We start from the raw sequence: 25,231 nt of genomic DNA, 5'->3' as shown, positions 1-25,231 counted from the left end.
CTTCGGCAGCTCCTACAGGGCTCATCCATCCGCTGAATGTTGCTCATCACAGGAATAAATTTCAAAAAAACGCGGTGGCTGACTATGGTGATGGCTGTCTTCGGATCGCCAACAAGAGAACAAAACATGAGCCAGACACCGTCGAATATTCAGCGCGCCGCCGTCATCGGCGCGGGCACCATGGGCCGTGGCATTGTCATGTGCCTGGCCAATGCCGGAGTGGCCGTGCAGTGGGTCGACAACAATCCGCAAATGCTGGAACAGGCTATGGCAACCGTGACGGACACCTATGCCCACAGTGTGCGTCAGGGCCGCATTGATCAGGCAGAAGCCGACGCCCGTATCGCGCGGGTAACGGCGGCCGATGGTTATGTGGCCATCCGCGATGTCGACCTGGTCATCGAAGCGGTGTACGAAAACCTTGAGCTCAAGCAGAAAATCTTCCGTGAACTCGATGGCTTGCTCAAGCCTGAGGCGATTCTGGCGAGCAATACTTCGGCGCTGGACATCGACGCTATCGCGGCGGTCACACGCCGGCCACAGCAAGTGCTGGGCCTGCATTTCTTCAGCCCGGCGCACATCATGAAGCTGCTGGAAGTCGTCCGTGGCGCGCAGACTGCTCCAGCAGTCCTCGACGCGGCGCTGGCGCTCGGCCAGCGCATGGGCAAGGTCAGTGTGGTGGCGGGCAATTGTGACGGTTTCATCGGCAACCGCATGCTCAATACCTATGTGCTCGAGGCGCGGAAAATGCTGCTGGAAGGTGCTTATCCCTACCAGGTGGACGCAGCGCTGCAAGGGTTCGGTTTCGCCATGGGGCCGTTCCGCATGTTCGACGTGGTAGGCGTCGACCTGCAGTGGCGCGCGCGGCAACTGTCCGGTGTCGGGCAGGACGCGCCTGAAGTTCAGGTGGATAACCGACTGTGCGAGATGGAACGTTTCGGCCAAAAGAGTGGCAACGGTTATTACCACTATGAACCGGGCAGCCGTCAGGCCGAGCACGATCCGCAGGTCGATGCACTGGTGCTTCAAGTCAGTGAGGAGCTGGGGTTTCAGCGTCGCGAGATCGGCCCCGAGGAGACTCTCGAGCGCTGCTTGCTGGCACTGGTCAACGAAGGCGCGAAGATCCTGCAGGAAGGCATTGCCGGATCGGCTCGGGATATCGATCTGGTCTACCTCAATGGTTACGGTTTCCCGGCGGACAAGGGCGGGCCGATGGCCTGGGCGGATCAGCAGGGGTTGGCGGACATCCATCGGCGCCTGATCGACCTTGAGACGCGTCAGGGCGATCACTGGAACCCGGCGCGGTTGATTGGTGAATTGGCGGCGGCGGGCAAGGGGTTTGCTGACATGTGATTGATGTGGCGCCTGCAAGGGTGCCTTCGCGAGCAGGCTCGCTCCCACATTGTTACTTCATTGTTTGCAAAATGTGTGTTCGGCGATGATCGAATGTGGGAGCGAGCCTGCTCGCGAAGAACGATAACGCGGTTTTCGCCTTAGACTTGGTGAACCCATTCCAGGATGCAACGCTGATGCCCCAACGCACCGACTACCCCCACTTCCAGTCCATCACCACCCGCTGGCACGACAACGACGCCTACGGTCACGTCAACAACGTCACCTATTACAGCTTCTTCGATACGGCGGTGAACACTTACCTGATCGAAGTCGGCGGCCTGGATATCCATGATGGCGAGGTGGTAGGGTTCGTGGTGAGCTCCTCCTGTGATTACTTTGCTTCCATCGCGTTTCCGGACCGTATCGAGATCGGTCTACGCGTGGGCAAGTTGGGCAACAGTTCGGTGCAGTACGAACTGGCCGTGTTCAAGCAAGGCGAGGATGAGGCCTGTGCGGCAGGGCGCTTCGTGCATGTGTTTGTCGATCGTGCGTCGAATCAACCCGTGGCGATTCCTGTCGGGTTACGCGGGGCGCTGGAGCGTCTGGTGGTTCAGTAAGGCAAAAAAAATCGCAGCCCTTGGGCTGCGATTTTTGTTGTACTGATCAGCGAGGCGCTCGAGGCCTTAGTCGCGGTAGTACTTGTGGTGGTGCTTGCGATGGCCATAGGCATGACCGCGGCCTGGATGGCCGTCACGGTAGTAACGACGATCACCATGGCCGCGATACGAACGACGATCGTCGTCGTCATCATTATCGTACTCTTTGCCCATGTAGTTACCCAGCGCGCCACCGGCGCCGCCGCCAGCTGCGGCGCCGATCAGGCTGCCGGTGGTGCCGCCCACGCTGCGGCCGACCACGTTACCGCCCGCAGCACCCAACGCACCGCCAATGGCCGCTTCGCCACGGCTGTGTTTGTTTGCGCCGACGGCGCTACCACCCGCGCCACCCAGGGCCGCGCCGATGGTGGAACCTGTACTGCCGCCTAACGACTGACCGACGACCGAGCCTAGAACCCCGCCCAATGCGCCGCCTACACCGGCTTCGGTGGTGCCGCCAGCAGACGCGATACCGCTGACCAGGCCAAGGGACAACAAGAGAATCGAGGAGAACTTCATGGAGGAACCTCAAGGGGATGACGGCGCGATCCTGAGGCTCTGGAATGGGCGTGACAATCGAAATCCGACGAATAACACGACTTGTATACAATATTGCAAGTTACTGTTTTTTGGGCGGAACTTAACGTTTTTTTGCCGGTCTTTTACTACTTCGCAAAGGCCGCTTTCATCAGGAAACGGCCTTTTTTGTGGGCGAAAGGAAAGTGCAGAATTCGGAAAGTTTGTTGTTTGATCTATCGCATTCGCGAGCAGGCTCGCTCCCACATTTGATCTTCAGTGAGCACAGCATTTGTGTTCGACAATGGTTCCCGGTGGGAGCGAGCCTGCTCGCGAAGAGGCCGGCTCAGACGACGTGTTAAGCAGACCTGGCCATGATCAACCCGGTCTCGCTCGCCGCTTCCAACCGGATCGCCACGAATTTCGATGTCGGGGTATGGCTGCCATCGCCGGTGCTTTCCAGCGGCACCAGCGGATTCACTTCCGGGTAGTACGCCGCCGCTTGCCCGGCCGGGATGTCGAATGCCAGCAATGTGAAGCCTTTCACCCGACGTTCAACACCATCGTCCCAGAGCGAAACGATGTCAGCCTTCTGCCCCGGTTTGAAGCCCAGGCGAATGATGTCGGCCTCGTTGACGAACAACACGTCGCGTTGTCCCTTCACCCCGCGATAGCGGTCATTCAGGCCGTAGATCGTGGTGTTGTACTGATCGTGGGAGCGCATCGATTGCATGATCAGATCCGGCAGTACCCCGGTGGCGCGGGTGCGTTCGTGCACCAGGTCTTTGGGCAGTGCGTTGGGGCGGAAATTGGCCCGGCCCGAGGCGGTGCTCCACTTGCGTGCGCCGGCACTGTTGCCCAGGTAGAAACCGCCGGGATTCTTGACCTTCTCGTTGAAGTCCGTGAAACCGGGAATGGTCTCGGCGATCAGGTCGCGGATGCGGCTGTAGTCGGCTACCAGCCAGTTCCAGTCCACCGGGTGGCTGCCCAGGGTCGCGGCGGCGATGCCGGCCAGGATCACCGGTTCCGAGCGCATCTGGTTCGACAGCGGCTGCAGCTGGCCATTGGAGGCGTGGACCATGCTGAACGAGTCTTCGACGGTTATCGCTTGCGGGCCTTCGTTCTGGATATCGATGTCTGTGCGGCCCAGGCACGGCAGGATCAACGCGTCCTTGCCGTGGGTCAAATGGCTGCGGTTGAGCTTGGTGCTGATCTGCACGGTCAGGTCACAGTTTTGCAACGCCTGGAACGTGCGCGGGCTGTCCGGCGTGGCTTGGGCGAAGTTGCCGCCCAAGCCGATGAAGACTTTCGCCCGGCCTTCGGCCATGGCATGAATAGCCTCGACCACGTTGTGGCCGTTGTGGCGTGGCACCTTGAACTGGAAGCGGCGCTCCAGAGCATCGAGAAAGGCTGCCGGCGGACGTTCGTTGATGCCCATGGTGCGGTCGCCCTGCACGTTACTGTGGCCCCGAACCGGGCACAGGCCGGCACCTGGACGGCCAACGTTGCCGCGCAGCAGCATCAGGTTGGCGATCTCCTGGATGGTCGCCACCGAATGGCGATGCTGGGTGATACCCATGGCCCAGCACATGATGACGTTCTTGCCCTTGGCGTACATGCGCGCCGCTTGCTCGATCTCGACCAGGGTCAGGCCGGACTGCTCGACGATCTGCTCCCACGGCGTGTCGTCGATGACCGCCAGGTACTCCAGCACATTGGCGCTGTGCTCATTGAGGAAGTCATGGTCGAACACCGCGGGTGCGCCGGTTTTCTGTGCGTCGCGTTCCCACAGCAAGAGAAATTTCGCCATGCCGCGCATGATCGCCATGTCACCGCCCAGAGCCGGGCGGAAGAACGCGGTGTTGGTCGGCTTGTCGCCGTTGGTGAGCATTTCGATCGGGTGCTGCGGGTGCTGGAAACGTTCCAGGCCGCGTTCCTTGAGCGGGTTGATGCACACCACTTGCGCACCGCGTTTCACCGCTTCACGCAGCGGTTCGAGCATGCGTGGGTGGTTGGTGCCGGGGTTCTGGCCCCAGACGAAAATCGCATCGGCGTGTTCGAAGTCGTCGAACGTCACGGTGCCTTTGCCGACGCCGACACTTTGCGACAGCGCCACACCGCTGGCCTCGTGGCACATGTTCGAGCAGTCAGGGAAGTTGTTGGTGCCGTAGGCGCGCACGAACAGCTGGTACAAATAAGCCGCTTCGTTGCTGGCACGGCCCGAGGTGTAGAACTCGGCCTGGTCCGGGCTGGACAAGCCGTTCAGGTGTTTGGCGATCAGCGCGAAGGCGTCGTCCCAACTGATCGGTTTATAGCGATCCGTTTCGGCGTCGTAGCTCATCGGCTCGGTCAGGCGACCCTGGTATTCGAGCCAGTAGTCGCTCTGCTCCAGCAATGCAGTGACGCTGTGTTTGGCGAAGAATTTGCCGTCGACGCGGCGCTTGGTCGCTTCCCAGTTCACCGCCTTGGCGCCGTTCTCGCAGAACATCACCATGCCCTTTTCCGGCGAGTCGCCCCAAGCGCAACCCGGGCAGTCGAAGCCACCGTTCTGGTTGGTCTTGAGCATGATGCGCAGGTTTTTCAGTGCGTTGTCGCTGGTCAACCAGGCCTGGGCCACGCTGATCAGAGCGCCCCAGCCACCGGCAGGACCTTTGTAGGGCTTGTAGCGAGGGACGGGGGTCTGGTCGGCTTGACGGTGTTGACTCACGCTTGATTCTCCAACGTTGGGCTGTAGACCCGCGGCGCATTCTTCTGTGGCAAATGGATAAGGTTGAGGTTGTGGCGCCGAGCCCATTGCACGGCAAGGCCCGTGGGCGACGACAGGCTGACCAGGGTCTGGATGCCGGCGCGCAGGACTTTCTGGATCAACTCGAGACTGCAGCGGCTGGTGACAATCGCCAGCCCGCCGGCGGTCGGGATGTTCTGGCGGACAAGGCCGCCGATCAGCTTGTCGAGGGCGTTGTGTCGGCCTATGTCTTCACGGCCCATCAGCAACTCGCCCTGATCGTTCATGAACACCGCTGCGTGCACTGCACCGCAATGCTGGCCCAACGGCTGGAAGGCGCCGATGCGCTGGCGCAGGCCATCGAGCCATTCAACGGGTGGCAGCGGGGCGCCGGGCAAAACCTGAAGGTCCGGTAAGGCCTGCTCGACCGCTTCCACGCCGCACAGCCCGCAACCGCTGGTGCCGGCCAGTTGCCGACGCTGTTGCTTGAGGTTCCAGAAGGCGCGATTGGCGATGGTCACTTGCGCGTATTGCGCCGAGCCCGAGCCGGTCAGTTGCAGGTCGTAGATGTCCGAGGCGTCCTGGATGATGCCGCTGCCCAGACTGAAGCCAACAATGAAGTCCTCCAGATCCGTCGGCGTTACCAGCATGACCGCCTGGCTGATGCCGTTATAGGCAATCGCCAACGCGACTTCCTCGGCCAGCGCGGTGCTGTCCGATTCCGAGTATTCAAAGTTGCTGTAGCTGTACGTCTGGCTGGCGGCGGGCGCGGGCGTTTCGAGGGCAGGCGCCGCGCAGACAGGGCGCTTGGTGTTCATGGCATCACCCACGGTTTGATCAGCTTTAAGACTAGGCGCGGCAAACTGTCGCGTCTAATCGCTAATACTGATCTACCGATAGATCCCGTCGATCAAGCGCTCGTCAGTGATTGCTGATAAATCGCGAAACAGGCTTCCGCCAGGGCCGAGCGTGGTGCGCTGCGACGCATGATCAACCCCAGGCGGCCAAGGGTCTGGGCGTTCTCGATCGGTTGCAGGCGCAAGTGGTCGGTCAGCCCTTCGAGGCCACCGTCCAAGGGCATCACGGCGCAACACAGGCCGCCGTGCACGGCTTGAAGCAGTTGATGGACGGCGTCGGTCTGCAGTAACGGTTGTGGCGTGAGGCCGCGGCTATGGAAGTTATGGTCGATGGACTGGCGAAAGTGCATGCCGCTGGTGAGCATGCCCAGTGGCAGTTCGATCAATGATTCCCAGCTCAGCGGCGCCTCGCCAAAGGTGAAGAAGCGTTGATCGTAGAGCAGGCCCATGCGGGTTTCGCTGAAGGCCAGGGAGTCGAAATGGTCGGCGTCCAGGCGTTCCAGGTAGGAAACACCGAGATCCAGGCGATTGTTCGCCAGTTGTTCGAGGATCTGCTCCGAACTCAAGGCTGAAAGTTCGAAGCGCAGGTTCGGGTGTTCGGCGTGCAGGCGTTGCAGCAGCGGCAGCGGATCGAAGCTCGACAACGGCACCATGCCCAGGCGCAACGTGCCGACCAGATTGCCGCGACAGGCGGCGGCCTCGGCATACAAGCCGTCATAGGCCGCCAACACCGTGCGTGCCCAGGCCAGCACCCGCTCGCCCGGCGCGGTGAAGCCTTCGAAGCGCTGGCCGCGATTGACCAGCGGCAGGTCGAGTTCTTCTTCGAGGCTGCGCAGGCGCATGGACAGGGTCGGCTGGGTGATGTGGCAGCGTGCGGCGGCCTGGCCGAAATGGCGGGTTTCGTCGAGCGCGATGAGGAATTTCAGCTGCTTGATGTCCATCTTCGCTCCTGGGCGCGGGAAGGTGCGGATTCTATCGCAAGCGGGGTCATTGGTCGGGTTGGATTCGCAAGTGACGGCCGTGGTCTAGGCTTTTGCGTCTGGAACCCCAAACCCAAGGAGAGTGCACCATGAGTCTTTTGAGCTTTGTGAAGGAAGCAGGCGAAAAACTGCTGGATTTGCTGACGCCAGGCAACGCCAATGCCAGTGAGCAGTTGAAGGAGCACATCAGCAAGGTCGGCCTGGGCAACCCGAATGTGCAAGCGACGGTTGATGGTGACAAAGTGACCGTGACCGGTGAGGTGGCAAGCCAGGAAGAGAAGGAAAAAATTCTGCTGGCCGTGGGCAATATTGCCGGGGTTGGCAGCGTGGATGATCAGATCACTGTGACCGGGCCGGTGGTGAAGGCCGCGGTGTTTGTCACCGTCGTGAAGGGCGACACCCTCAGCGCGATTTCCAAGCGCGTGTACGGCGATGCCAACCAGTACAACAAGATTTTCGAAGCCAACAAACCGATGCTGTCGCACCCGGACAAAATCTACCCGGGTCAGTCGTTGCGGATTCCTGAGTAATCTTCAAGACCGCTATCGCGAGCAAGCTCGCTCCCACACTGAATTCCGTCGTGAGCAAATATTGTGTTCACCGAAACTCCAATGTGGGAGCGAGCTTGCTCGCGATTGCAGGCAACTCGGTCTAGAGCCCCGCAATCAAATCCCGATAATCCCCGACCGCCGCAAACTCCGCCGTGTCCTTCGGCCCCTTGCGACTATCCGGTTCACGCACGGCCAGCAAATGCGCTACGCCAAAATCCCGCGCACTGCGCAGGATCGGCAAGGTGTCGTCGATGAACAGGCTGCGTGCCGGTTCGAAATCGATATCGGCTTGCAGCGCATCCCAGAACTGCGGGTTTTCCTTGGGGAAACCGTAGTCATGGGAACTGATCAGGCGCTCGAAGTAGGGCGCCAGTTCGATTTTTTCCAGCTTCAACGACAGCGCATCCCGATGGGCATTGGTGATCAACACCACGCGCTTGCCGGCCCGTTTGATCGCCGCCAGAAAGGTGTCGGCATCCGGGCGCAGGGCGATCAGGTGCGCGGTTTCCAGTTTCAGGTCGCGCACCGACAGCTTCAGTTCGGCACTCCAGAAGTCCAGGCAGTACCACTGCAACTGGCCGGCATTGCGCTCGAACAACGGCTGCAATTCCATCTCGGCCATGGCCCGGCTGACCCCGTGCAATTCGGCGTAACGCTGGGGCAGGTGTTCCATCCAGAAGTGGTTGTCGAAATGCAGGTCCAGCAACGTGCCGTCCATGTCCAGCAGAACGGTATCAATGTCGGACCAGGGTAATGAAGGCATGGCAACGTCTCGGGCAGTAGAAAGATTTCTGGCGTAAACAAACGGGAAAGCCGCGTTATAGTAGCGCGTTCACGCCAAGGAGCTTTGCATGCGCCAGAAACCCACCATACTCGCCCGCGAAATTGTCGCCACCAGTCGATTGTTCTGCGTGGAGGAGCTGAAACTGCGCTTTTCCAATGGCGTGGAGCGTACGTATGAGCGCCTGGTTGGCAAAGGGGCCGGGTACGGCGCGGTCATGATCGTGGCGATGCTCGATGCCGAGCATGCGGTGCTGGTCGAGGAGTATTGCGGCGGCACCGATGAATACGAAATGTCTTTGCCCAAGGGTTTGATCGAGCCCGGTGAAGACGTGTTGGCGGCGGCCGAGCGTGAGCTCAAGGAAGAGGCCGGGTTCGGCGCGCGACAGCTGGAGCACCTGACCGAGCTGTCGCTGTCCCCTGGTTACATGAGCCAGAAGATTCAGGTGGTGCTGGCCACCGACCTCTACGAAGCGCGCCTGGAAGGCGACGAACCCGAGCCGATGCGGGTGGACAAGGTCAATCTGCGTGAACTCTCGGCGCTGGCGCAAAACCCGCAATTTACCGAAGGCCGTGCCTTGGCGGCGCTGTACCTGGCCCGAGACCTGTTGACTCAGCGCGGAGCGTTCCAGTCATGAACTTCCCGCATCCGTTGATGGCACCGGTCATTGAGCTGGCCCTGCGGGCCGGTGATGCGATCCTGCCGTTCTGGCGTACAGGCACGGCCGTCACGGCGAAGGCTGATGATTCGCCGGTGACCGCTGCCGACCTGGCCGCCCACCACCTGATTCTGGCGGGGCTGACGGCGCTGGATCCGGGCATCCCGGTGCTCTCCGAAGAGGACGCCAACATTGCGCAAAGCGTGCGGGCCGGATGGCAGCGCTGGTGGCTGGTCGATCCGTTGGATGGCACCAAGGAGTTCATCAGCGGCAGCGAAGAGTTCACCGTCAACATCGCCCTGATCGAAAACGGTCGGGTGGTGTTCGGCGTGGTGTCGATGCCGACCAACGGTCGCTTCTATGTCGGTGGCGCCGGTCTCGGCGCCTGGCGCGGCGATAAAGGTGGCACGCTCGTGGCGATCAAGGTGCGTGATGCGCTAGCGCCCGGCGAGTCGTTCACCGTGGTGGCCAGCCGTCGCCATTCGAGCCCGGAGCAAGAGCGTTTGCTGGCTGGGTTGAGCGCCAGTCTTGGCGAGCTGCAATTGGCCAACATCGGCAGTTCGCTGAAGTTTTGCCTGCTGGCTGAAGGGGCCGCGGATTGCTATCCGCGCCTGGCACCGACTTCGCAGTGGGACACGGCGGCGGCGCAAGGTGTGCTGGAAGGTGCGGGCGGTGAAGTGCTGGAGTTGAGCGGAGAGCCGTTCAGCTATCCGGCGCGGGAGTCACTGTTGAATGCGTTCTTTCTGGCGTTGCCAGCAAAGGCGGCTTGGCGGGAGAAGCTGCTGGAACTGGCACGCGCATAAGATCGTTCCCGCGCGCTGATGCAAAATCCTTGTGGGAGCGAGCTCGCTCCCACAGGTTTTGTGGTGGTCCCGATTTAGCGGTGCAACACGTACTGCCCGACAAACCTCACCGCATCCTCATCACGGCCTTCATTGACGACCCGCGTATGCAACGTCAACCGCGCTCGGCTGTACCGCTGGAACGTGGTCAAAAATTTCTTCCAGATCACCGGATCCGGCGCCTGGCAAATGGCGTGGGCATCGCCCGTCACCGGCAGCGGATAGCTGATCTGCCCTTCCTGAATCACGATGTGCCCGTCCGTGATGCCTTCTTCCTTGAGGCGCAGATGCAGCCAGCCCCAACCGGCCAGGACCGCGCCGCAATACAGGCTGCCGCCGAACATGGTGCTCTTGTGGTTGACGTTGGCGTCCAGCGGCAAGTGCAGGCGCAGTTGCTGGTCATGCCAGTCGAGCACTGTGAGGCCCATGTCCCGGGTAAGGGGAATGTCGTGATGGAGGACTGATTCCAGTTGTCGACTGTCGCGGCTCATTCAGGGGCCTCTTGTTTGAATTGGATGATTGGACGGTAGCTCAGTCGAGGTCGTCGGGGTGGGCCGAAGCGCCACTGTCCGAGAAGCTCAAACCGTGCTTGCGCAGTTTGTCGTGCAGGGTCTTGCGCGGAATGCCGAGGGCTTCGGCGACGCTGCGCACGGAGCTGTGCGAGCGCGCCAGTTCGGCGGCGATGAGGGTTTTTTCGAAGTTCTCCACTTGCTCGCTCAAACCACCGCTGACCACTTCGACGCTATTGCCAGCGTCGCCTTCCGACGTGCTGTTGTCGAGGGCCAGTTCTAGCCCGAGGGCAAAACGCTCGGCCGCATTTTGCAATTCGCGCACGTTGCCGGGCCAGGTGTGGCGCAGCAGCAAGGCGCGTTGTCCCGGTTGCAGTTCATGGGGCGGCAAGCCGTGGCGGGCACTGGCTTCATCGGCGAAATGCTGGAACAGCATCAACGCATCTTCGCCCCGTTCGCGCAGGGGTGGTATCCGCAGCGGCGCGACGTTCAGGCGGTAATACAAGTCGGCACGGAAGCGCCCTTGATCCGCTGCCTGGCGCAGGTCTTCCTTGGTCGCGGCGATGATGCGGATATCCAGGGGGATCAGTTGATTGCCGCCCAGGCGTTCGACCACACGCTCCTGCAGCAAGCGCAGCAATTTGACCTGCACATCCAGGCTCATGCTTTCGATTTCATCGAGGAACAAGGTGCCGCCATTGGCGAATTCGAACTTGCCGATGCGGCGTTTCTGCGCGCCGGTGAAGGCGCCGGGCTCGTGGCCGAACAGCTCGCTTTCGACCACTGATTCGGCCAGGGCACCGGCATTGATCGCCACGAACGGACCGTTGCGACGGCCCGATAGATCGTGCAGTGCCCGGGCCACGACTTCTTTGCCGGCGCCGGTTTCGCCGAGGATCAGCACGTCGGCCCTGGTCGCGGCCAGGGCGCCGATCTGCTCGCGCAGGCGCAGCATCGAAGGTGAGTGGCCAACCAGGCGGGCGCTCAGCTCGTTGCGGTCGCTCAAGGCCAACCGCAGGCTGCGGTTGTCCAGCACCAGCCGGCGCAGGGCCAGCGCGCGGCGCACGCTGTCGAGCAGGGCGTCGCTGGCGAACGGCTTCTCGAGAAAGTCATAGGCCCCGGCGCGCATGGCCTGCACCGCCAGTGGCACATCGCCGTGGCCGGTGATCAGCAGCACCGGCAGTTCAGGGTCCTGGGCGTGCAGTTCGGTCAGCAGTTCCAGACCGTCCATGCCGGGCATGCGGATGTCGCTGACCACCACACCCGGCCAGTCGCGCTCCAGTTGCGCGGCCAGGCCCTTGGCTTCGGCCAGCGGCAGGATCTTCAGGCCGGCCAGATCCAGCGTCTGGCTCAAGGCCTGGCGCAAGTGGGGATCGTCGTCGATCAACACGACCTGAACGCGGTTGTCGATGGTCATGCACTTCGGTCCTCGGACGGTTGCAGGCTCACGCCTGGTGCGCCTGCGCGCAGCTTCAGGGTAATCAGGGCGCCGCCTTCCTTGTGGTTGGCGAACGACAGTTCACCGCCGAAGGCGCGCATCAGCGTTTCACAAATCGCCAGCCCCAAACCAAGGCCCTGGGTTCGGGTCTTGGTGGTGTAGAACGGCTCGCTGGCGCGTCCAAGGGCCTCCATGCAAAAGCCCGGGCCGTTGTCGCGAATGTACAGGTTGACGCCATCGGCCGTGGATTGGGCACTCAGCCAGAGTTTACGTGGCGGGCCTTTTTCCGTCAGGGCATCCAGGGCGTTGGCCAGCAGATTGCCGAGTACCTGGCGCAGACGGGTTTCCCCGGCCTCGACCCACAGGGTGGCGGCGGGCAGATCACGGATCAGCTCGACGTCCATGCTGCGTCGGCGCTTGGCCAACAAGGCCAGGGCATCATCCAGCGCCGGTTGTAGGGCAACGCTTTCCGGGGCATGCCGGTCGCGCCGGGCAAAGGCGCGCAGGTGCGCGATGATCGAGGCCATGCGACCGGTCAGTTCGCTGATCAGCTTGAGATTGCCGCGGGCATCGTCGGTGCGCTGGTGGTCGAGCAAAACCTCAGCGTTTTCCGCGTAGCTGCGAATCGCTGCCAGCGGCTGATTGAGTTCATGGCTGATGCTCGCCGACATGGTGCCCAGTGCCGAGAGTTTGCCAGCCTGCACCAGATCGTCCTGGGCACGTACCAGCTCCTGCTGGGCCTGCTCGCGTTCCAGCACTTCCTGTTTCAGGCGCCGGTTCAGGCCTTCGAGATCGCTGGTGCGCTCGGCGACCCGACCTTCCAGTTCGCGGCGGGCCTTGGCTTCGAAAGCAATGCGTTCGAGGTAATGGCGGCGGCGCTGCATCATGAGGCCAAGCAACAGCATCAACACCAACAGCGTTGCACCGCCGATGGCCACCACCGTGCGCACCGGACGGTCGATCAAGGTGCGCGGGGCGAGGATACTGACATTCCAGCCGGTTTCGGCGATCTGCTGGGTCTGGGTCAGCCAGGCATTGGGATTGAGCTCCAGCGGTTTGGGCTCGCGGGTTGGATAGGGCTGGATCGCAGCGATGGCTTTGTTTTCGGCCTCGCTCAACGGACGGGTCGAGCGGAATCGCCACTCCGGTCGCGAGGTGAGAATGACCACGCCGTTGTGGTCGGTCAGCAGCAGTTGTTCCGGGGTTTTGCCCCAGAGGCTTTCGGTGTGGTCAAGGTCGACCTTGACCACCAGCACACCGACGATTTTTTCGCCGTCGCGCACGCCGGCGGCGAAGAAGTAGCCGCGCTTGGCGGAGGTGGTACCCAAACCAAAGAAGCGCCCGAGCCGCCCGGCCATGGCTTCGCTGAAATACGGCCGGAAGGAAAAATTGCGCCCCACGAAACTGTCGTGCTTGTCCCAGTTGGAGGCGGCCAGCGTCTTGCCGGTGGCGTCCATCAGGTACATGACTTCGGCACCGGTCTGGGTGGCGATATTTTTCAGCAGGCGGTTGGCATTGCCCTGGGTGACGCCATCGTCCGGCGCGCCGACAACAGCGCGCAGGGCCGGCAGGTCACCGAGGATTTGCGGCAACACTTCATAGCGGTGCAGGGTGCCCAGCAGGTTGGCGACATAGAGGTCGAGGGTCTGACGATTCTGGCTGGCCAGTTCGCTGCGGTAATAGCGCTCGGCCAGATGCTCCAGCGGCCACAGCAACGGCGCCAGGCACAGTGCCAGCAGGGCCAGGCTGCGCCAACGGGGTCTGGGGGGAAGAGTCGGTTTCATGAGCAGCATGCGCCTGTGGGTACAGGCGCATTATGCCTAGGCTTGCCCGCCTTGGGTCAGCGGCATCTTGATAGGCGAGTTTGCGCCGGCCTTTCAGGCAAAGACGTCGGCGTCCTTGAAAAACACGCCGGCCTGATCTTTGGCCGACAGTTGCGGCGTGCCTTCCAGTTGCCAGTCGATGGCCAGGTCCGGGTCGTCCCAGCGAATGCTGCGTTCGGCCGATGGCGTGTAGTAGTCGGTGGTTTTGTACAGGAACTCGGCAAATTCGCTCAATACGACGAACCCGTGGGCAAAACCTTCCGGGACCCAGAGCTGCCGATGATTGGCGGAGGACAGCCGCACGGCGACCCATTTGCCGAAGTGCGGCGAGCTGCGACGGATGTCCACGGCGACGTCCAGCACTTCACCGACTGTGACGCGGACCAGTTTGCCCTGGGTATTTTCCAGCTGGTAATGCAGGCCGCGCAGCACACCCTTCTGCGAACGGGAGTGATTGTCTTGAACGAATTCGGTGTCCAGCCCGGTGGCCTCTTTGAAGGCCCTGGCGTTGAAACTCTCGTAGAAGAAACCACGCTCGTCACCAAAGACCTTGGGTTCGAGGATCAGAACACCGGGCAGGTCGGTGGTCACTACGTTCATGGAGGCTCTCCAGTTGCATGCGTTTAATGGCCGCCATTCTTGCGCAAAGTGCCATTCGAGGCGAGTGCCAGAACACTCATACCGGCTTGCGGGGGGTTGCGTATCGCCCGAAGCAGTGGCGATATAGGCGCCTAATAAAATTTCAGGGGTTGTTGTATGCCGCTCGCCACGTTGATTCATCGCGCCAGTTTGCCCAGCCCGCAGGTGTCTGCGGAGCAAGCGTTAGAGCTGCTGGAAGAACATTACGGGCTCAGCGGCAAACTGCAGGCCCTCGGCAGCCAGCAAGACCTGAACTACCGCGTCGACAGCGAGCGGGGACGTTTCGTCCTGAAAATCTGCCGTGGCGACTACTCGGTCGTTGAGCTTCAGGCACAGCATGCCGGGCTCAAGCACTTGGGCGCGCACCCCGATGTCCATGTGCCGCGCGTTATCGCGGCGAAAAACGGTGCAGACCTGCTGTCTCTGGACGTGGGTGGCCAGGCGGTGCACGTTCGCCTGCTCGACTACATCGAAGGTCAGCCGCTGACGAGCCTTGGCCATTTCAACCCGACAGTGGTGTCCGGCTTTGGTCGTCTGTGCGGTGAAATGGACCTGGCCCTGGCGGATTTCGACCATCCGGGCCTGGTGCGAACCCTGCAATGGGACGCCCGCCACGCTCACGCCCTGATCGCGCACTTGCTGCCGGTGATCAAGGATGAAGCCCAGCGCAAACTGATCGTCGACGCGTGCGCACAAGCGGAGCGGCATTTGCAGCCGCTGGAAGCCAAACTGCCGGTGCAGGCCATTCATATGGACATCACCGACGACAACGTGGTGTGGCAGCGCGATGCGCAACGCCATTGGCAACTGCAAGGCGTGATCGATTTCGGTGACCTAGTGCGTACCTGGCGCATTACCGATCTGTCGGTGACCTGCGCCGCGCTGCTGCATCATGGCGAGGGCGATCCGTTCTGCATTTTGCCGGCAATCCAGGCGTACCACGCGGTCAACCCGTTGCAACACGAAGAGCTGCTGGCGCTGTGGCCGCTAATCGTCGCGCGTGCGGCGGTGCTGGTGCTCAGTGGCGAACAGCAGGTCAGCATCGATCCGGGCAATGCCTACAGTCGCGATAACCTGGTCCATGAATGGGAAATCTTCCGTGTGGCCACGTCGGTGCCGTTGGCATTGATGGAAGCGGCGATCCTCACTGCCGTCGGGCAGAACCTGCCCACCATCGGCAGTGAAGGCTTTGCACCGCTGTTGCCAAGCCTGGTGGGGCGTGAGTTCGCCTTGATCGACCTGGGGGTGCTCAGCCCGCATTTCGAGGCCGGGAACTGGGAGCAGGCGGGTGTCGATCAGCGCCTGCTGGATGAAGCGGCCGCGGCTCATGGCCTGGCGGCCAGTCGTTATGGACAGTATCGCCTGTCCCACACCCGCCCGGACAGCGCCACTGAACCGGACACTTGCCCCTTGCACGTTGAATTGCGTGTACCTCAGGGCACGACGGTCGAAGCACCGTTTGCCGGTGTGGTGCACCACCCGTCGGCGGGCGTGCTGCAACTGGACGGCCCGCAATTGAGCGTGCGGCTTTGGGGCGTCACGCCGTCGCTGCACAGTGGTGCGGCGCTGGTCAAAGGCCAGGTGCTGGGTTCGGTCAGCGGGCCGTTGATCGTGCAGTTGAGCCGTGGCGCGTCGATCGATGCGCCGTTGTTCTGCACGCCATCGCGCGCCGCTGCCTGGCAGGCACTGTGCCCATCACCTGCGGCACTGCTGGGGCTGGCCTGTGATGCCGAAGCAGAACTCGACGGCGCGACTTTGCTGGCCCGGCGTGACGCCAGTTTCGCCCGTACGCAAAAGCATTATTACGTCGACCCGCCGCGCATCGAGCGTGGCTGGCGCAATCATTTGATCGACATGCAGGGGCGCTCCTACCTCGACATGCTCAACAACGTCGCGGTATTGGGCCACGGTCATCCGCGCATGGCGGCGGTCGCCAGCCGCCAGTGGTCGTTACTCAACACCAACTCGCGTTTCAACTACGCGGCCGTGGCCGAGTTTTCCGAACGCTTGCTGAAACTGTCCCCTGATGGCATGGACCGCGTGTTCCTGGTCAACAGCGGGAGCGAGGCCAACGACCTGGCGATTCGTCTGGCGTGGGCCTACAGCGGCGGCCGCGACATGCTCAGCGTGCTGGAGGCCTATCACGGCTGGACAGTGGGCGCGGACTCGGTGTCGACCTCGATCGCCGACAACCCCCAGGCCTTGAGCAGCCGCCCGGACTGGGTGCACCCGGTGACCGCGCCAAACACCTATCGCGGTGAGTTCCGCGGGCCGGACAGTGCGCCGGATTATGTGCGCAGCGTCGAGCACAACCTGGCGAAAATCGCCGAGCAGAAACGCCAACTGGCGGGCTTCATCTGCGAACCGGTGTACGGCAATGCCGGCGGTATCTCGCTACCACCCGGCTATTTGAAGCAAGTCTATGGCATGGTCCGGGCCCAGGGCGGCGTTTGCATCGCCGACGAAGTGCAGGTCGGCTACGGACGCATGGGCGATTTCTTCTGGGGCTTCCAAGAGCAGGGCGTGGTGCCGGACATCATCACCATGGCCAAAGGCATGGGCAACGGCCAGCCTCTGGGCGCGGTCATCACCCGCCGGGAAATCGCCGAGGCACTGGAGGCCGAGGGTTACTTCTTCTCCTCCGCCGGTGGCAGCCCGGTCAGTTGCCAGGTCGGCATGGCCGTGCTGGACGTGATGGAAGAGGAAAAACTCTGGGAGAACGCCCAGGTCGTTGGCGGCCACTTCAAACAGCGCCTCGAAGCGTTGATCGATATTCATCCGTTAGTGGGCGCGGTGCACGGTTCCGGGTTCTACCTGGGCGTCGAGTTGATCCGCAACCGCGACACACTGGAGCCGGCCACTGAAGAAACCACCGCACTGTGTGATCGTTTGCGCGAGCTGGGGATCTTCATGCAGCCGACCGGCGATTACCTGAACATCCTCAAGATCAAGCCGCCGATGGTTACTTCGCGCCAGAGCGTGGATTTCTTCGTGGACATGCTGTCGAAGGTGCTGGTGGAAGGGCTGTAGACACAATCCCCCTGTGGGAGCGAGCTTGCTCGCGATAGCGGTCTTTCAGTCGAAAAATCTGTGACGGGAATGGCCTCATCGCGAGCAAGCTCGCTCCCACAGAGGTGGTGGTGTTAATTCGATTGATATCGGCTTTTTGTCGATTATTTTTGTAGCTAAGGATTGGTTGTGCTTTAAAAGCCGATATTTATCGGTTATAAAGTGACCAGTCCACGGCGTGTACCCATGCGCTTTCTTTTCTGTCAGGCATCAACGCCACTCTGGAGTCCTGAGTCATGACCACGTTGAACAGCACCCCTCGCGCCGACGGCTTCTACATGCCAGCCGAATGGGCACCCCAAACCCAGACCTGGATGATCTGGCCCGAGCGCCCGGACAACTGGCGCCTGGGTGGCAAACCGGCACAGTCCGCACACGTGGCGGTGGCCAAGGCCATCGCCCGTTTCGAACCGGTCACCGTGGCGGTATCCGCGGGCCAGTACGAAAACGCCCGTGCCCGTCTGGACGTGCCGAATATTCGCGTAGTGGAAATGTCCAGTGACGACGCCTGGGTTCGCGACTCGGGGCCGACTTTCGTCATCAATAACAGTGGCGAAGTCCGTGGCGTGAACTGGGACTTCAATGCCTGGGGCGGTTTTGACGGCGGCCTGTATTCGCCGTGGAACCGTGACTCGCAGGTCGGCGGCAAGATCCTCGAGATCGAGCGCAGCCCGCGTTACCGCACCGAAGGCTTCGTACTTGAAGGCGGTTCGATTCACGTCGACGGCGAAGGCACGCTGATCACCACCGAAGAATGCCTGCTCAACCGCAATCGCAACCCGCACATGAACCGCGAAGAAATCGAAGCGGTCCTGAGTGCGAACCTGGCTGTGGATAAAATCATCTGGCTACCGGATGGCTTGTTCAACGACGAAACCGACGGCCATGTGGATAACTTCTGCTGCTACGTGCGTCCGGGTGAAGTGTTGCTGGCCTGGACCGATGATCCGCAGGACCCGAACTACCCGCGCTGCCAGGCGGCGATGAACGTGCTGCAAAGCAGCACCGATGCCAAGGGTCGCCCGTTCACGGTGCACAAAATGCCGATCCCGGGCCCGCTGTTTGCGACCGAGGAGGAATGTGCCGGAGTCGATCCGGTGGACGGTACCCAGGAACGTAACCCGACTGTGCGTCTGGCCGGTTCCTACGTGAACTTCCTGATCGTCAACGGCGGCATCATTGCGCCGTGCTTTGACGACCCGCAGGATGGCCCGGCAAAGGAAATCCTGCAGAACCTGTTCCCACAGCATGAAGTGGTGATGGTGCCTGGTCGCGAACTGTTACTGGGGGGCGGCAATATTCACTGCCTTACCCAGCAGCAACCCGCGCCGCACAAGGAGTGAGTGAGGTTGTAACATCTTGAGTTGATTGCGAAATTTCTCAAGCGGCTCCCGCCATGCACAGAGCCCGCAGCCCTTCAGGGTTGCGGGCTTTTTTGTATCTGCCAGGCCACACTTCAGACACCTTGGCACAGCTCTTGTATCTCTGCTGCTGTAACTCGGGGAGGGGGAGGACTTCGATGTTCTGTCATAAACCTTGGATAAGTTAGCCGCTCACAAACCGGGAGAGAGCGCTGAAATGAACGCCGAAGTGAACGTAGTGAGCGACAAGGCGTTGCATCCCCTGGCCGTAAACAGCGAATCGCTCCAGATTCTGGCGCACTGGTTCAAGTCCAATGGAATGCGTCAGATCAGTGAAACTGATCCGCGCCGGACAATGATCGAGCGTTACCCTGCTGGTTTATTCAGCGAGGCGGAACTGGATGCGTTGTGGGATGTAATGGAAGGATAAGAAGAACAACAACGGATTGATCAAGAAAAAGCGCTGCCGGGATGGCAGCGCTTTTTTTTGTGCTCAGATTCATGTAATCACCACGATCCCCTGTGGGAGCGAGCCTGCTCGCGATGGCGCCCGATCAGTCCGTATTTATATCGACTGACCCACCGCTATCGCGAGCAGGCTCGCTCCCACAGTGTAGTGACGTCGTACTCAGAAGCTGTAGGTGCACGTCACCACCAGGCTACGCGGTGCCCCCGGCTGGATCTGGAATGCACTGGTCGCCGACGAGTAATACGTCTTGTCGCTGATGTTGTTCAGCGCCGCGCGCAAATCCCAATCTTTCTGACGGAAGCCCGCCAAGGCGTCCCAACGGCCATAACCCGGCAACACGACGGTGTTGAGGTTGTCGGCATAGCGGTCGCCAACCAGGGTCAAACCGGTTTCGGCGTACCAGCCCATTTCCGGTTTCCAGGTCAGGAACAGGCTGCCGTTATGCTTGGCCACGTTGTTGATGCGCTTGCCTTCCAGGCCGTTGTTGTCCTTTTCGATGGTTGCGTCCTGCAGGCCCACGCCACCGCGTACGTACCAGTTGCCGGTAATCCTGCCGGCAGCGGTCAGCTCGATGCCGCGTGAACGTTGTAGCCCGGAGAGCAGGGTAATGGTCGGGTTGTTCGGATCGCTGGTGCGGCGGTTGTAGAGTTCCAGCTCGTAGATGGCCAGCGTGGTGCTCAGGCGGTCATCGAGCCAGTCACTCTTTACCCCGATTTCCTTCTGCCTGGTCAGCTCGGGACTCAGGTCATTGCTGTTGCCCGCCGCGCCCGGAGTGATACCGATCAAGCCACCACCGACCGGCGAGAACGTCTTGCTCCAGGACGCGTAGAAGGAGTGATTTTGCAGTGGCGTCCAGACCACGCCAACGCGAGGGCTGGTGCTATGGCTGTCACGGTCTTCGGAAATGTTGCGCACCTTGTTGGTCGACTCGATATCGAACGTGTCGTAACGCAGGCCGGCGAGCAACTGCCATTGATCGTTCAGGCGCAGTTGATCCTGTACATACACCGCGCGGCTCTCGACCTCGGTATGGGTGTTGCTCGACACCACCATGCGCCCGGTATGACGCAAATTGCGGTCCGGGGCGTACAGGTCCAGCGCCGGCACCGGGGAGCTGCCCGGCCCGGAAGTGGCGGCGGTGTAGAGCAGCGGGTCGCGGCGCTGGCTGCCGATCTCGATGCCGGTGAGCAAGCGGTGCTCCAGGCCGAAGGTATCGAAACCACCTTCCAGCTCGACGTTGTTGTAGACGTTGCGGGTATTCAGGTCCTGCTGCCAGTGCTGGCGCGTGACCTTGTTGGTGGCCGGGACATAGCCGCTCAAGTAAGTATTGTCGAAATCGCTGTCGAGCTTGAACACACCCAGGGTCTGGCGTAGCTGCCAGTTGTCGCTCAGTTCATAGGTGAGTTTCGAACGCAGGGATTGCGCCTTGTCGTCGATGAAATCGTTTTCACTGCCGTAGGTGGTATCGCGTCCTACGTCGGCCGGGCGACCGTCTACACCGGGAATGCCCCGATCCGGCGTGCGGTTGTAGCGGCTGTATTCGTACTGCACCAACCAGTTCAGGTCGGGTGTCAGCTGCCAGCTCATCGAGGGCGCGAACAGCTGGCGATTGCCACTCACGCCATCGCGGAAGCTGTTCTCGTCCATGTTGCCCATGTTCAGGCGCAGGCTGATGTTCTCGGAAGGATCGGCACTGAGGTCGGCATACAGGCTGCGCAAGTCCTCGCTACCGCCCTGGGCTTCAAGGGTCGAGCGGCGACCGAACTCGGGCAGTTTGCTCACCCGGTTGACGATGCCGCCCTGGCTGCCACGGCCATACAACACGGCGGCAGGGCCTTTCAGGACGTCGATGCGTTCGATGTTGTGCAAGTCGCGCACGTACTGACTGTCGTCGCGGATGCCATCGAGATAGAAATCGTTGCTGGCGTCGAAACCGCGGATGCGCAGGCTGTCGAAGCGTGTGTCGGCGCCGCTGCTGACGTTGGGGATGCCACTGAGCGCCGTGCCCAGATCGTTGGTGCCGTAATCCATCACGTTCGAGGTTTTGATCGAGTCGATGGCTTGTGGCACGTAGCGCACCGGGGTAGCAGTCCGGGTCGCCGTGTTGGTCTGGGTTACCCGTGGGTCGTCGGCTTCAGCTTCGGCGCTGATCGATGTGGCAGGCAAGGTGGTCGGTGCAGCATAGGAAAAACCGGCAGACAACAAGGCAGAGAGCCCAAGGCTGTAGGGCGCAAGGCGGAAAGGGGCAGGCATTGAAGAGCGCATCCGTAGGATTTTTAGGTTGAAGCATGTGGAGGGCGCGAATAGTAATGCTTGTCATTTGCTGCTGTTAGTCGTTATTGAGAGCTTATCTCATTTGATTGTTTCGAATTGTTTCTTGGTTGATGCAAAGGGTTTACGCAGTCATTCGACCGATTCAAGCAACAGACTGAAAGCTGATCCGGCGTTTTTCCGGGTCTGCGGTGGCGCTAATCTGCCGACATCGAATTTTCCTGAATTTCTGTCGGAGTTTTCCCATGATCCTGCATTACATCTATGACCCGTTGTGCGGTTGGTGCTACGGCGCCAAACCGCTGGTGCAAGCCGCCCAGGCTGTGCTGCCCGTGCTTGCCCACGGCGGCGGCATGATGACGGGGGCCAATCGGCAAAAGGTTTCGCCACAACTGCGCAGTTACGTCATGCCCCATGACCGGCGCATTGCCGAATACAGCGGGCAGCCGTTCGGTGAAGCTTATTTCGAAGGTTTGCTGCGAGATCACAGCGCCGTGTTCGACTCGGCTCCACCCATCGCTGCAGTGCTGGCTGCCGAGCAAATGGCGGGTCGCGGGCTGGAGTTGCTGGGGCGTTTGCAAAGTGCTCACTACGTGGAAGGGCGCCGCATCGCCGACGAGTCGGTGCTGTTTGAACTGGCCCACGGTATGGGGTTGGACCCTCAAGCCTTCGAAAGAGCCTTCAAGGCAGCCGACACCGAAGGCCATATCAAGGACAGCCGGGCTTTGCTGGCCAAGGTGGGCGGGCAGGGCTTTCCGACCCTGGTGCTTGAACACAATGGCCAATTCACCCTGATCGATATCGGGCCATGGCTGGGCAAACCCCAGGCATTTGCGCAGTGGCTGGGTCAGTCGCTGCCGGAGCAGCACTCATCCCAATCCGTAGCCGCCTGTGGTCTCGAAGGCTGCGTCGATTGAATATTCCTGCCGCGTAAAGCAGTTTCTTAGACGTTTTCCGCCTATTTCTAGAAGATTCATGAAATTGACACGTCGTTAAGGGCGCAGCTACGATTCGGCCCAACGCCTGTGGCCGACCGCCACGACTCAAAAACAATAAAAGGCCCGCCGCGAGAAATCGTGTGCGGGCCTTTTTGTTTTCGCCTCGAAATAAGAGCGCAATAGCGCCGTTTCGGCCGTTCGACACAGCGCGTATCAACCGTATCAAGGAAAAAACAAAATGTTGAACAAGCGAATCAGCCTGATCGCTCTGGGGATGTTGAGCGCTACACAGGCCATGGCGAACGACCAGGCCGAATCCAAGGGTTTCGTTGAAGACAGCAGCCTCAAAGTGCTGCTGCGCAACGCCTACATCAATCGTGACTTCAAAGACGGCAACCCGGATAAATCCGAGTGGGGCCAGGCAGCCATCGGTACGTTCTCGTCCGGCTTCACCCAAGGCACCGTGGGTGTGGGCGTCGACGCTTTTGGCCTGTACGCATTGAACCTGGAGCGCAGCGAAGACCGTAGCGGCGCGCAAGGCATCGATTTCTTCAAAAAGGGCGACAGCGGCCAGCCGGCTGACGACCTGTCCAAGGGCGGCGCAGCGATCAAGTTCCGCCTGTCCAGCACCACCCTGACCTACGGCGACCAGATGCCGGCCCTGCCGGTGCTGAACTACGACAATTCGCGCCTGCTGCCGGAAAGCTACACCGGCACCCTGATCACTTCCAAAGAGATCAAAGGCCTGCAACTGGACGCCGGTCGCTTCACCGCCGAATCGCGGAAAAGCGCTGAAGGCCGTGACAGCGGTGGCTTGAAGTCGATCAACGTATTGGGCGGTAGCTACCAGTTCACCGAACAATTCAAGGCCGCGCTGTACGCTTCCGACGTCGAAGACGTGCTGAAGAAACAATACGTGAACGCCAACTACGTGTTCCCGATCGACAAGGATCAGTCCCTGACCCTGGACTTCAACGGTTACCGCACCAAGCTGGACGATTCCTACGTCCGCGAAAATGGTATCACCGGCGACGACAACAAAATCTGGAGCCTGGCGGCCACCTTCATCACCGGCCCGCACTCGTTCACCCTCGCGCACCAGCGCAGCACCGGTGACAGCAACCTGGGCTACGCCTATGGCGGCTACCAGAAAGACCAGGGTCGCGTCGGCGACGGTGGCAACACCATCTACCTGGCAAACTCCTACTGGTCCGACTTCAACGCCGAAGACGAGCGCAGCTGGCAGCTGGGCTACGGCCTGGACTTCAGCACCTTCGGTGTACCGGGCCTGAGCTACAACTTCGCCTACGTACGCGGTGACAACATCACCACCTCCACCAGCGAAGGCGGCACCGAGCGCGAGATCTTCAACCAGATCAAATACGTCGTCCAAAGCGGCCCGGCCAAAGACCTCAGCGTGAAACTGCGCAGCTCGGTCCTGCGCGTGTCGCAGAAGTCCAGCGAGTACAACGTGAGCGGCAACGAAGTGCGTGTGTTTGTGGATTACCCGATCAACATTTTTTGATGAGTGGTTGCGATATCGAGGCCTGATCAGAGGCTGAGAAAGAAAAAGCCCCGACTGGTTCGGGGCTTTTTTGTGGGCATAAAAAAAAGCAACCAATAAGGCTGCTTTTTAAAAGAGGTCTCACCCGGGCGCTGATTTTCAGGTCATCAACGGAGTTCCTAACGCCGGCTATCGCCACCTGATGGCAGTCGGTTTCGCGCTCTTGGTTCGATTCTCTGACAGCAGTGGCGCTTACGTCAATCCGTATGGCAACCCACTTGTTATGTGTGGACTGCCAGCGTTTAGACTTTTTTCGCTTTGCGTTTGGAGTCCCTGAAGCTTGATCGAAAAACAAAAAGGCTCCGCTGATTCATAACGCTGTTCACTTAAGCGCGGTGCTTCAGGCACACCTACTTTTGTGGCGAGGGAGCTTGCTCCCGCTGGGCTGCGTAGCGGCCCCAGAAATGTGACAACAATGCCATTTTTTGTGAGTGCTACGCACTCAAGCGGGAGCAAGCTCCCTCGCCACGGGTTCAGTGTCGGCCGTAAGTGAACAGCATTACCGCTGATTCGGGGCTTTTTTAAACTTGCAGCTCAGATCATGGCGCGACATTGCTGACTCGGTTGTTGCATGGAGCATCAAGCACTTTCACAACATCATCGATGATCGCCTTACTCATATCCTGCAAAAAATGCGACGCCCAAGCGTGCCGATCAGTATCTCGAACCATGGCCGCGTCTGTTGCGAGCAGCTTGGCAACGTGGAGTAGATCGGAAGCATGGTAGAGAGCCTGGATAACCGGAACGCCTGCATTGACGCGAAACAGCGGTTCGTTGGCGTGGAAGGAGAAGTGGGTGAGGCCGATGGTTTTCAGATCTTGGGGATTGGTCATTGAACACCTCCGCTGGTTGGGAGGAGTTGAGTATTTGCATGCCTTCGAAGAAGGGCCAGCGTGGTTACAAAGAACGTGAAAATACAGATTTTGGACGAATCAATTTTATACATGGTCTAGCTCCTATCGTTGAGGAACTGCCACGAACCGTCGCCAAACGATTATGGGTGGCAGCTGTGCGCAGGTTGGCGAACCGGGACAATAGGAACCCGGCAGACCCGAAGGTCTCCCGCGCACAGCCGCCATAACGGAAAAATACGAGCGAAAAAAAACGCCAGCAATCGTTATGGTGGCGCCTGTGCGCCTATTGTTTGGGTCGGGTCGCCAAACCCGGTCGCTGATTTTGCAGCGATGTGGGCAGCCTAGCGTGGGGCAGGGCGATTCGCAACCTGCGATCCTGGTCAACGGGGCTTATT

21 protein-coding genes are annotated in these 25,231 nt (G+C 60.7%); 10 read left to right on the top strand and 11 right to left on the bottom strand.

Annotated features, from left to right (window positions below; translation table 11 throughout):
* The first annotated feature begins 126 nt into the window (after positions 1 to 126).
* Together CD175_RS27630 and CD175_RS27625 are read left to right on the top strand one after the other, a co-directional pair.
* Positions 127 to 1,353 carry a 3-hydroxyacyl-CoA dehydrogenase gene (locus tag CD175_RS27630; protein WP_104451206.1) on the top strand — a complete coding sequence of 409 codons (1,227 nt, stop codon included), beginning with the start codon at positions 127 to 129 and terminating at the stop codon, positions 1,351 to 1,353.
* Between the two features lie 176 nt (positions 1,354 to 1,529).
* Positions 1,530 to 1,952 (top strand): acyl-CoA thioesterase, encoded by a 423-nt coding sequence (locus CD175_RS27625; protein WP_104451205.1) that lies wholly within the window; start codon positions 1,530 to 1,532, stop codon positions 1,950 to 1,952.
* Between the two features lie 66 nt (positions 1,953 to 2,018).
* Here CD175_RS27625 and CD175_RS27620 read toward each other — a convergent pair whose 3' ends face one another.
* The 4 genes from CD175_RS27620 to CD175_RS27605 form a co-directional block, all read right to left on the bottom strand.
* On the bottom strand, positions 2,019 to 2,510 hold the full coding sequence (locus CD175_RS27620) for a glycine zipper domain-containing protein (protein ID WP_104451204.1): 492 nt from the start codon (positions 2,508 to 2,510) through the stop codon (positions 2,019 to 2,021).
* Between the two features lie 355 nt (positions 2,511 to 2,865).
* The gene (locus tag CD175_RS27615; protein ID WP_104451203.1) at positions 2,866 to 5,214 is read right to left on the bottom strand and encodes an FdhF/YdeP family oxidoreductase; all 2,349 of its coding nucleotides are present in this window, start codon (positions 5,212 to 5,214) and stop codon (positions 2,866 to 2,868) included.
* A complete protein-coding gene (fdhD, locus tag CD175_RS27610; RefSeq protein ID WP_104451202.1) occupies positions 5,211 to 6,050 on the bottom strand; it encodes a formate dehydrogenase accessory sulfurtransferase FdhD in 840 nt (279 codons plus the stop codon). The genes CD175_RS27615 and fdhD overlap by 4 nt, the downstream gene beginning before the upstream one ends.
* 92 nt (positions 6,051 to 6,142) lie before the next feature.
* Entirely contained in the window at positions 6,143 to 7,030 is an 888-nt protein-coding gene (locus tag CD175_RS27605) for a LysR family transcriptional regulator (RefSeq protein WP_104451201.1), read from the bottom strand.
* A 128-nt stretch (positions 7,031 to 7,158) separates the two neighbouring features.
* Here CD175_RS27605 and lysM point away from each other — a divergent pair, with 128 nt between their 5' ends.
* Complete coding sequence (lysM, locus tag CD175_RS27600) at positions 7,159 to 7,599, top strand: peptidoglycan-binding protein LysM (protein ID WP_104451200.1); 441 nt, start codon at positions 7,159 to 7,161, stop codon at positions 7,597 to 7,599.
* Positions 7,600 to 7,720: 121 nt separating this feature from the next.
* Here lysM and yrfG read toward each other — a convergent pair whose 3' ends face one another.
* The gene (gene yrfG, locus CD175_RS27595) at positions 7,721 to 8,383 is read right to left on the bottom strand and encodes a GMP/IMP nucleotidase (protein ID WP_104451199.1); all 663 of its coding nucleotides are present in this window, start codon (positions 8,381 to 8,383) and stop codon (positions 7,721 to 7,723) included.
* A gap of 88 nt (positions 8,384 to 8,471) precedes the next feature.
* On the opposite strand from yrfG, the gene nudE reads away from it, so the two are divergent.
* The gene (nudE, locus tag CD175_RS27590) at positions 8,472 to 9,038 is read left to right on the top strand and encodes an ADP compounds hydrolase NudE (protein ID WP_007972833.1); all 567 of its coding nucleotides are present in this window, start codon (positions 8,472 to 8,474) and stop codon (positions 9,036 to 9,038) included.
* The gene (gene cysQ / locus CD175_RS27585) at positions 9,035 to 9,862 is read left to right on the top strand and encodes a 3'(2'),5'-bisphosphate nucleotidase CysQ (RefSeq protein WP_104451198.1); all 828 of its coding nucleotides are present in this window, start codon (positions 9,035 to 9,037) and stop codon (positions 9,860 to 9,862) included. Before nudE ends, cysQ begins: the two co-directional genes overlap by 4 nt.
* Positions 9,863 to 9,936: 74 nt before the next feature.
* Here cysQ and CD175_RS27580 read toward each other — a convergent pair whose 3' ends face one another.
* From CD175_RS27580 to rfbC, 4 genes are all read right to left on the bottom strand, one after another.
* The gene (locus tag CD175_RS27580) at positions 9,937 to 10,392 is read right to left on the bottom strand and encodes a YiiD C-terminal domain-containing protein (RefSeq protein ID WP_104451197.1); all 456 of its coding nucleotides are present in this window, start codon (positions 10,390 to 10,392) and stop codon (positions 9,937 to 9,939) included.
* A gap of 40 nt (positions 10,393 to 10,432) precedes the next feature.
* Positions 10,433 to 11,827, bottom strand: a complete 1,395-nt coding sequence (locus CD175_RS27575; RefSeq protein ID WP_104451196.1) for a sigma-54-dependent transcriptional regulator — start codon at positions 11,825 to 11,827, stop codon at positions 10,433 to 10,435.
* On the bottom strand, positions 11,824 to 13,632 hold the full coding sequence (locus CD175_RS27570; protein ID WP_104451269.1) for a sensor histidine kinase: 1,809 nt from the start codon (positions 13,630 to 13,632) through the stop codon (positions 11,824 to 11,826). Before CD175_RS27570 ends, CD175_RS27575 begins: the two co-directional genes overlap by 4 nt.
* A 93-nt stretch (positions 13,633 to 13,725) precedes the next feature.
* Positions 13,726 to 14,271 carry a dTDP-4-dehydrorhamnose 3,5-epimerase gene (gene rfbC, locus CD175_RS27565; RefSeq protein ID WP_102700239.1) on the bottom strand — a complete coding sequence of 182 codons (546 nt, stop codon included), beginning with the start codon at positions 14,269 to 14,271 and terminating at the stop codon, positions 13,726 to 13,728.
* 156 nt (positions 14,272 to 14,427) lie between these two features.
* On the opposite strand from rfbC, the gene CD175_RS27560 reads away from it, so the two are divergent.
* From CD175_RS27560 to CD175_RS27550, 3 genes are all read left to right on the top strand, one after another.
* Positions 14,428 to 17,340 carry an aminotransferase gene (locus CD175_RS27560; protein ID WP_104451195.1) on the top strand — a complete coding sequence of 971 codons (2,913 nt, stop codon included), beginning with the start codon at positions 14,428 to 14,430 and terminating at the stop codon, positions 17,338 to 17,340.
* Positions 17,341 to 17,615: 275 nt separating this feature from the next.
* Positions 17,616 to 18,722 (top strand): agmatine deiminase, encoded by a 1,107-nt coding sequence (aguA, locus tag CD175_RS27555; protein ID WP_104451194.1) that lies wholly within the window; start codon positions 17,616 to 17,618, stop codon positions 18,720 to 18,722.
* 235 nt (positions 18,723 to 18,957) lie between these two features.
* Positions 18,958 to 19,170 carry a hypothetical protein gene (locus CD175_RS27550; RefSeq protein WP_007972820.1) on the top strand — a complete coding sequence of 71 codons (213 nt, stop codon included), beginning with the start codon at positions 18,958 to 18,960 and terminating at the stop codon, positions 19,168 to 19,170.
* 198 nt (positions 19,171 to 19,368) lie between these two features.
* Here the strand turns inward: CD175_RS27550 and CD175_RS27545 are convergent, their stop codons facing one another.
* A complete protein-coding gene (locus tag CD175_RS27545) occupies positions 19,369 to 21,462 on the bottom strand; it encodes a TonB-dependent receptor (RefSeq protein ID WP_104451193.1) in 2,094 nt (697 codons plus the stop codon).
* A gap of 263 nt (positions 21,463 to 21,725) precedes the next feature.
* On the opposite strand from CD175_RS27545, the gene CD175_RS27540 reads away from it, so the two are divergent.
* Together CD175_RS27540 and CD175_RS27535 are read left to right on the top strand one after the other, a co-directional pair.
* A complete protein-coding gene (locus tag CD175_RS27540) occupies positions 21,726 to 22,397 on the top strand; it encodes a DsbA family protein (RefSeq protein ID WP_104451192.1) in 672 nt (223 codons plus the stop codon).
* 259 nt (positions 22,398 to 22,656) lie between these two features.
* Positions 22,657 to 23,943 carry an OprD family porin gene (locus CD175_RS27535; RefSeq protein ID WP_104451191.1) on the top strand — a complete coding sequence of 429 codons (1,287 nt, stop codon included), beginning with the start codon at positions 22,657 to 22,659 and terminating at the stop codon, positions 23,941 to 23,943.
* 578 nt (positions 23,944 to 24,521) lie between these two features.
* Here CD175_RS27535 and CD175_RS27530 read toward each other — a convergent pair.
* Positions 24,522 to 24,815 (bottom strand): DUF3077 domain-containing protein, encoded by a 294-nt coding sequence (locus CD175_RS27530; RefSeq protein WP_104451190.1) that lies wholly within the window; start codon positions 24,813 to 24,815, stop codon positions 24,522 to 24,524.
* Positions 24,816 to 25,231 lie beyond the last annotated feature (416 nt).

The sequence above is a fragment of the Pseudomonas laurylsulfatiphila genome (assembly GCF_002934665.1).
GTDB lineage: Bacteria > Pseudomonadota > Gammaproteobacteria > Pseudomonadales > Pseudomonadaceae > Aquipseudomonas > Aquipseudomonas laurylsulfatiphila.
The sequence above is the reverse complement of the archived record's forward strand: the minus strand, read 5'-3'. Positions and strand labels throughout refer to the sequence as shown.

Excerpts from the sequence above, each read along its gene's own strand:
- CD175_RS27620 (WP_104451204.1), bottom strand. The coding sequence starts at position 2,510 with ATGAAGTTCTCCTCGATTCTCTTGTTGTCCCTTGGCCTGGTCAGCGGT.
- yrfG (WP_104451199.1), bottom strand. The coding sequence starts at position 8,383 with ATGCCTTCATTACCCTGGTCCGACATTGATACCGTTCTGCTGGACATG.
- CD175_RS27545 (WP_104451193.1), bottom strand. The coding sequence starts at position 21,462 with ATGCCTGCCCCTTTCCGCCTTGCGCCCTACAGCCTTGGGCTCTCTGCC.
- cysQ (WP_104451198.1), top strand. The coding sequence starts at position 9,035 with ATGAACTTCCCGCATCCGTTGATGGCACCGGTCATTGAGCTGGCCCTG.
- CD175_RS27625 (WP_104451205.1), top strand. The coding sequence starts at position 1,530 with ATGCCCCAACGCACCGACTACCCCCACTTCCAGTCCATCACCACCCGC.
- CD175_RS27630 (WP_104451206.1), top strand. The coding sequence starts at position 127 with ATGAGCCAGACACCGTCGAATATTCAGCGCGCCGCCGTCATCGGCGCG.
- CD175_RS27530 (WP_104451190.1), bottom strand. The coding sequence starts at position 24,815 with ATGACCAATCCCCAAGATCTGAAAACCATCGGCCTCACCCACTTCTCC.
- nudE (WP_007972833.1), top strand. The coding sequence starts at position 8,472 with ATGCGCCAGAAACCCACCATACTCGCCCGCGAAATTGTCGCCACCAGT.
- fdhD (WP_104451202.1), bottom strand. The coding sequence starts at position 6,050 with ATGAACACCAAGCGCCCTGTCTGCGCGGCGCCTGCCCTCGAAACGCCC.
- aguA (WP_104451194.1), top strand. The coding sequence starts at position 17,616 with ATGACCACGTTGAACAGCACCCCTCGCGCCGACGGCTTCTACATGCCA.
- CD175_RS27560 (WP_104451195.1), top strand. The coding sequence starts at position 14,428 with ATGCCGCTCGCCACGTTGATTCATCGCGCCAGTTTGCCCAGCCCGCAG.
- CD175_RS27575 (WP_104451196.1), bottom strand. The coding sequence starts at position 11,827 with ATGACCATCGACAACCGCGTTCAGGTCGTGTTGATCGACGACGATCCC.
- CD175_RS27535 (WP_104451191.1), top strand. The coding sequence starts at position 22,657 with ATGTTGAACAAGCGAATCAGCCTGATCGCTCTGGGGATGTTGAGCGCT.
- CD175_RS27580 (WP_104451197.1), bottom strand. The coding sequence starts at position 10,392 with ATGAGCCGCGACAGTCGACAACTGGAATCAGTCCTCCATCACGACATT.
- CD175_RS27605 (WP_104451201.1), bottom strand. The coding sequence starts at position 7,030 with ATGGACATCAAGCAGCTGAAATTCCTCATCGCGCTCGACGAAACCCGC.
- CD175_RS27570 (WP_104451269.1), bottom strand. The coding sequence starts at position 13,632 with ATGAAACCGACTCTTCCCCCCAGACCCCGTTGGCGCAGCCTGGCCCTG.
- CD175_RS27540 (WP_104451192.1), top strand. The coding sequence starts at position 21,726 with ATGATCCTGCATTACATCTATGACCCGTTGTGCGGTTGGTGCTACGGC.
- lysM (WP_104451200.1), top strand. The coding sequence starts at position 7,159 with ATGAGTCTTTTGAGCTTTGTGAAGGAAGCAGGCGAAAAACTGCTGGAT.
- CD175_RS27550 (WP_007972820.1), top strand. The coding sequence starts at position 18,958 with ATGAACGCCGAAGTGAACGTAGTGAGCGACAAGGCGTTGCATCCCCTG.
- rfbC (WP_102700239.1), bottom strand. The coding sequence starts at position 14,271 with ATGAACGTAGTGACCACCGACCTGCCCGGTGTTCTGATCCTCGAACCC.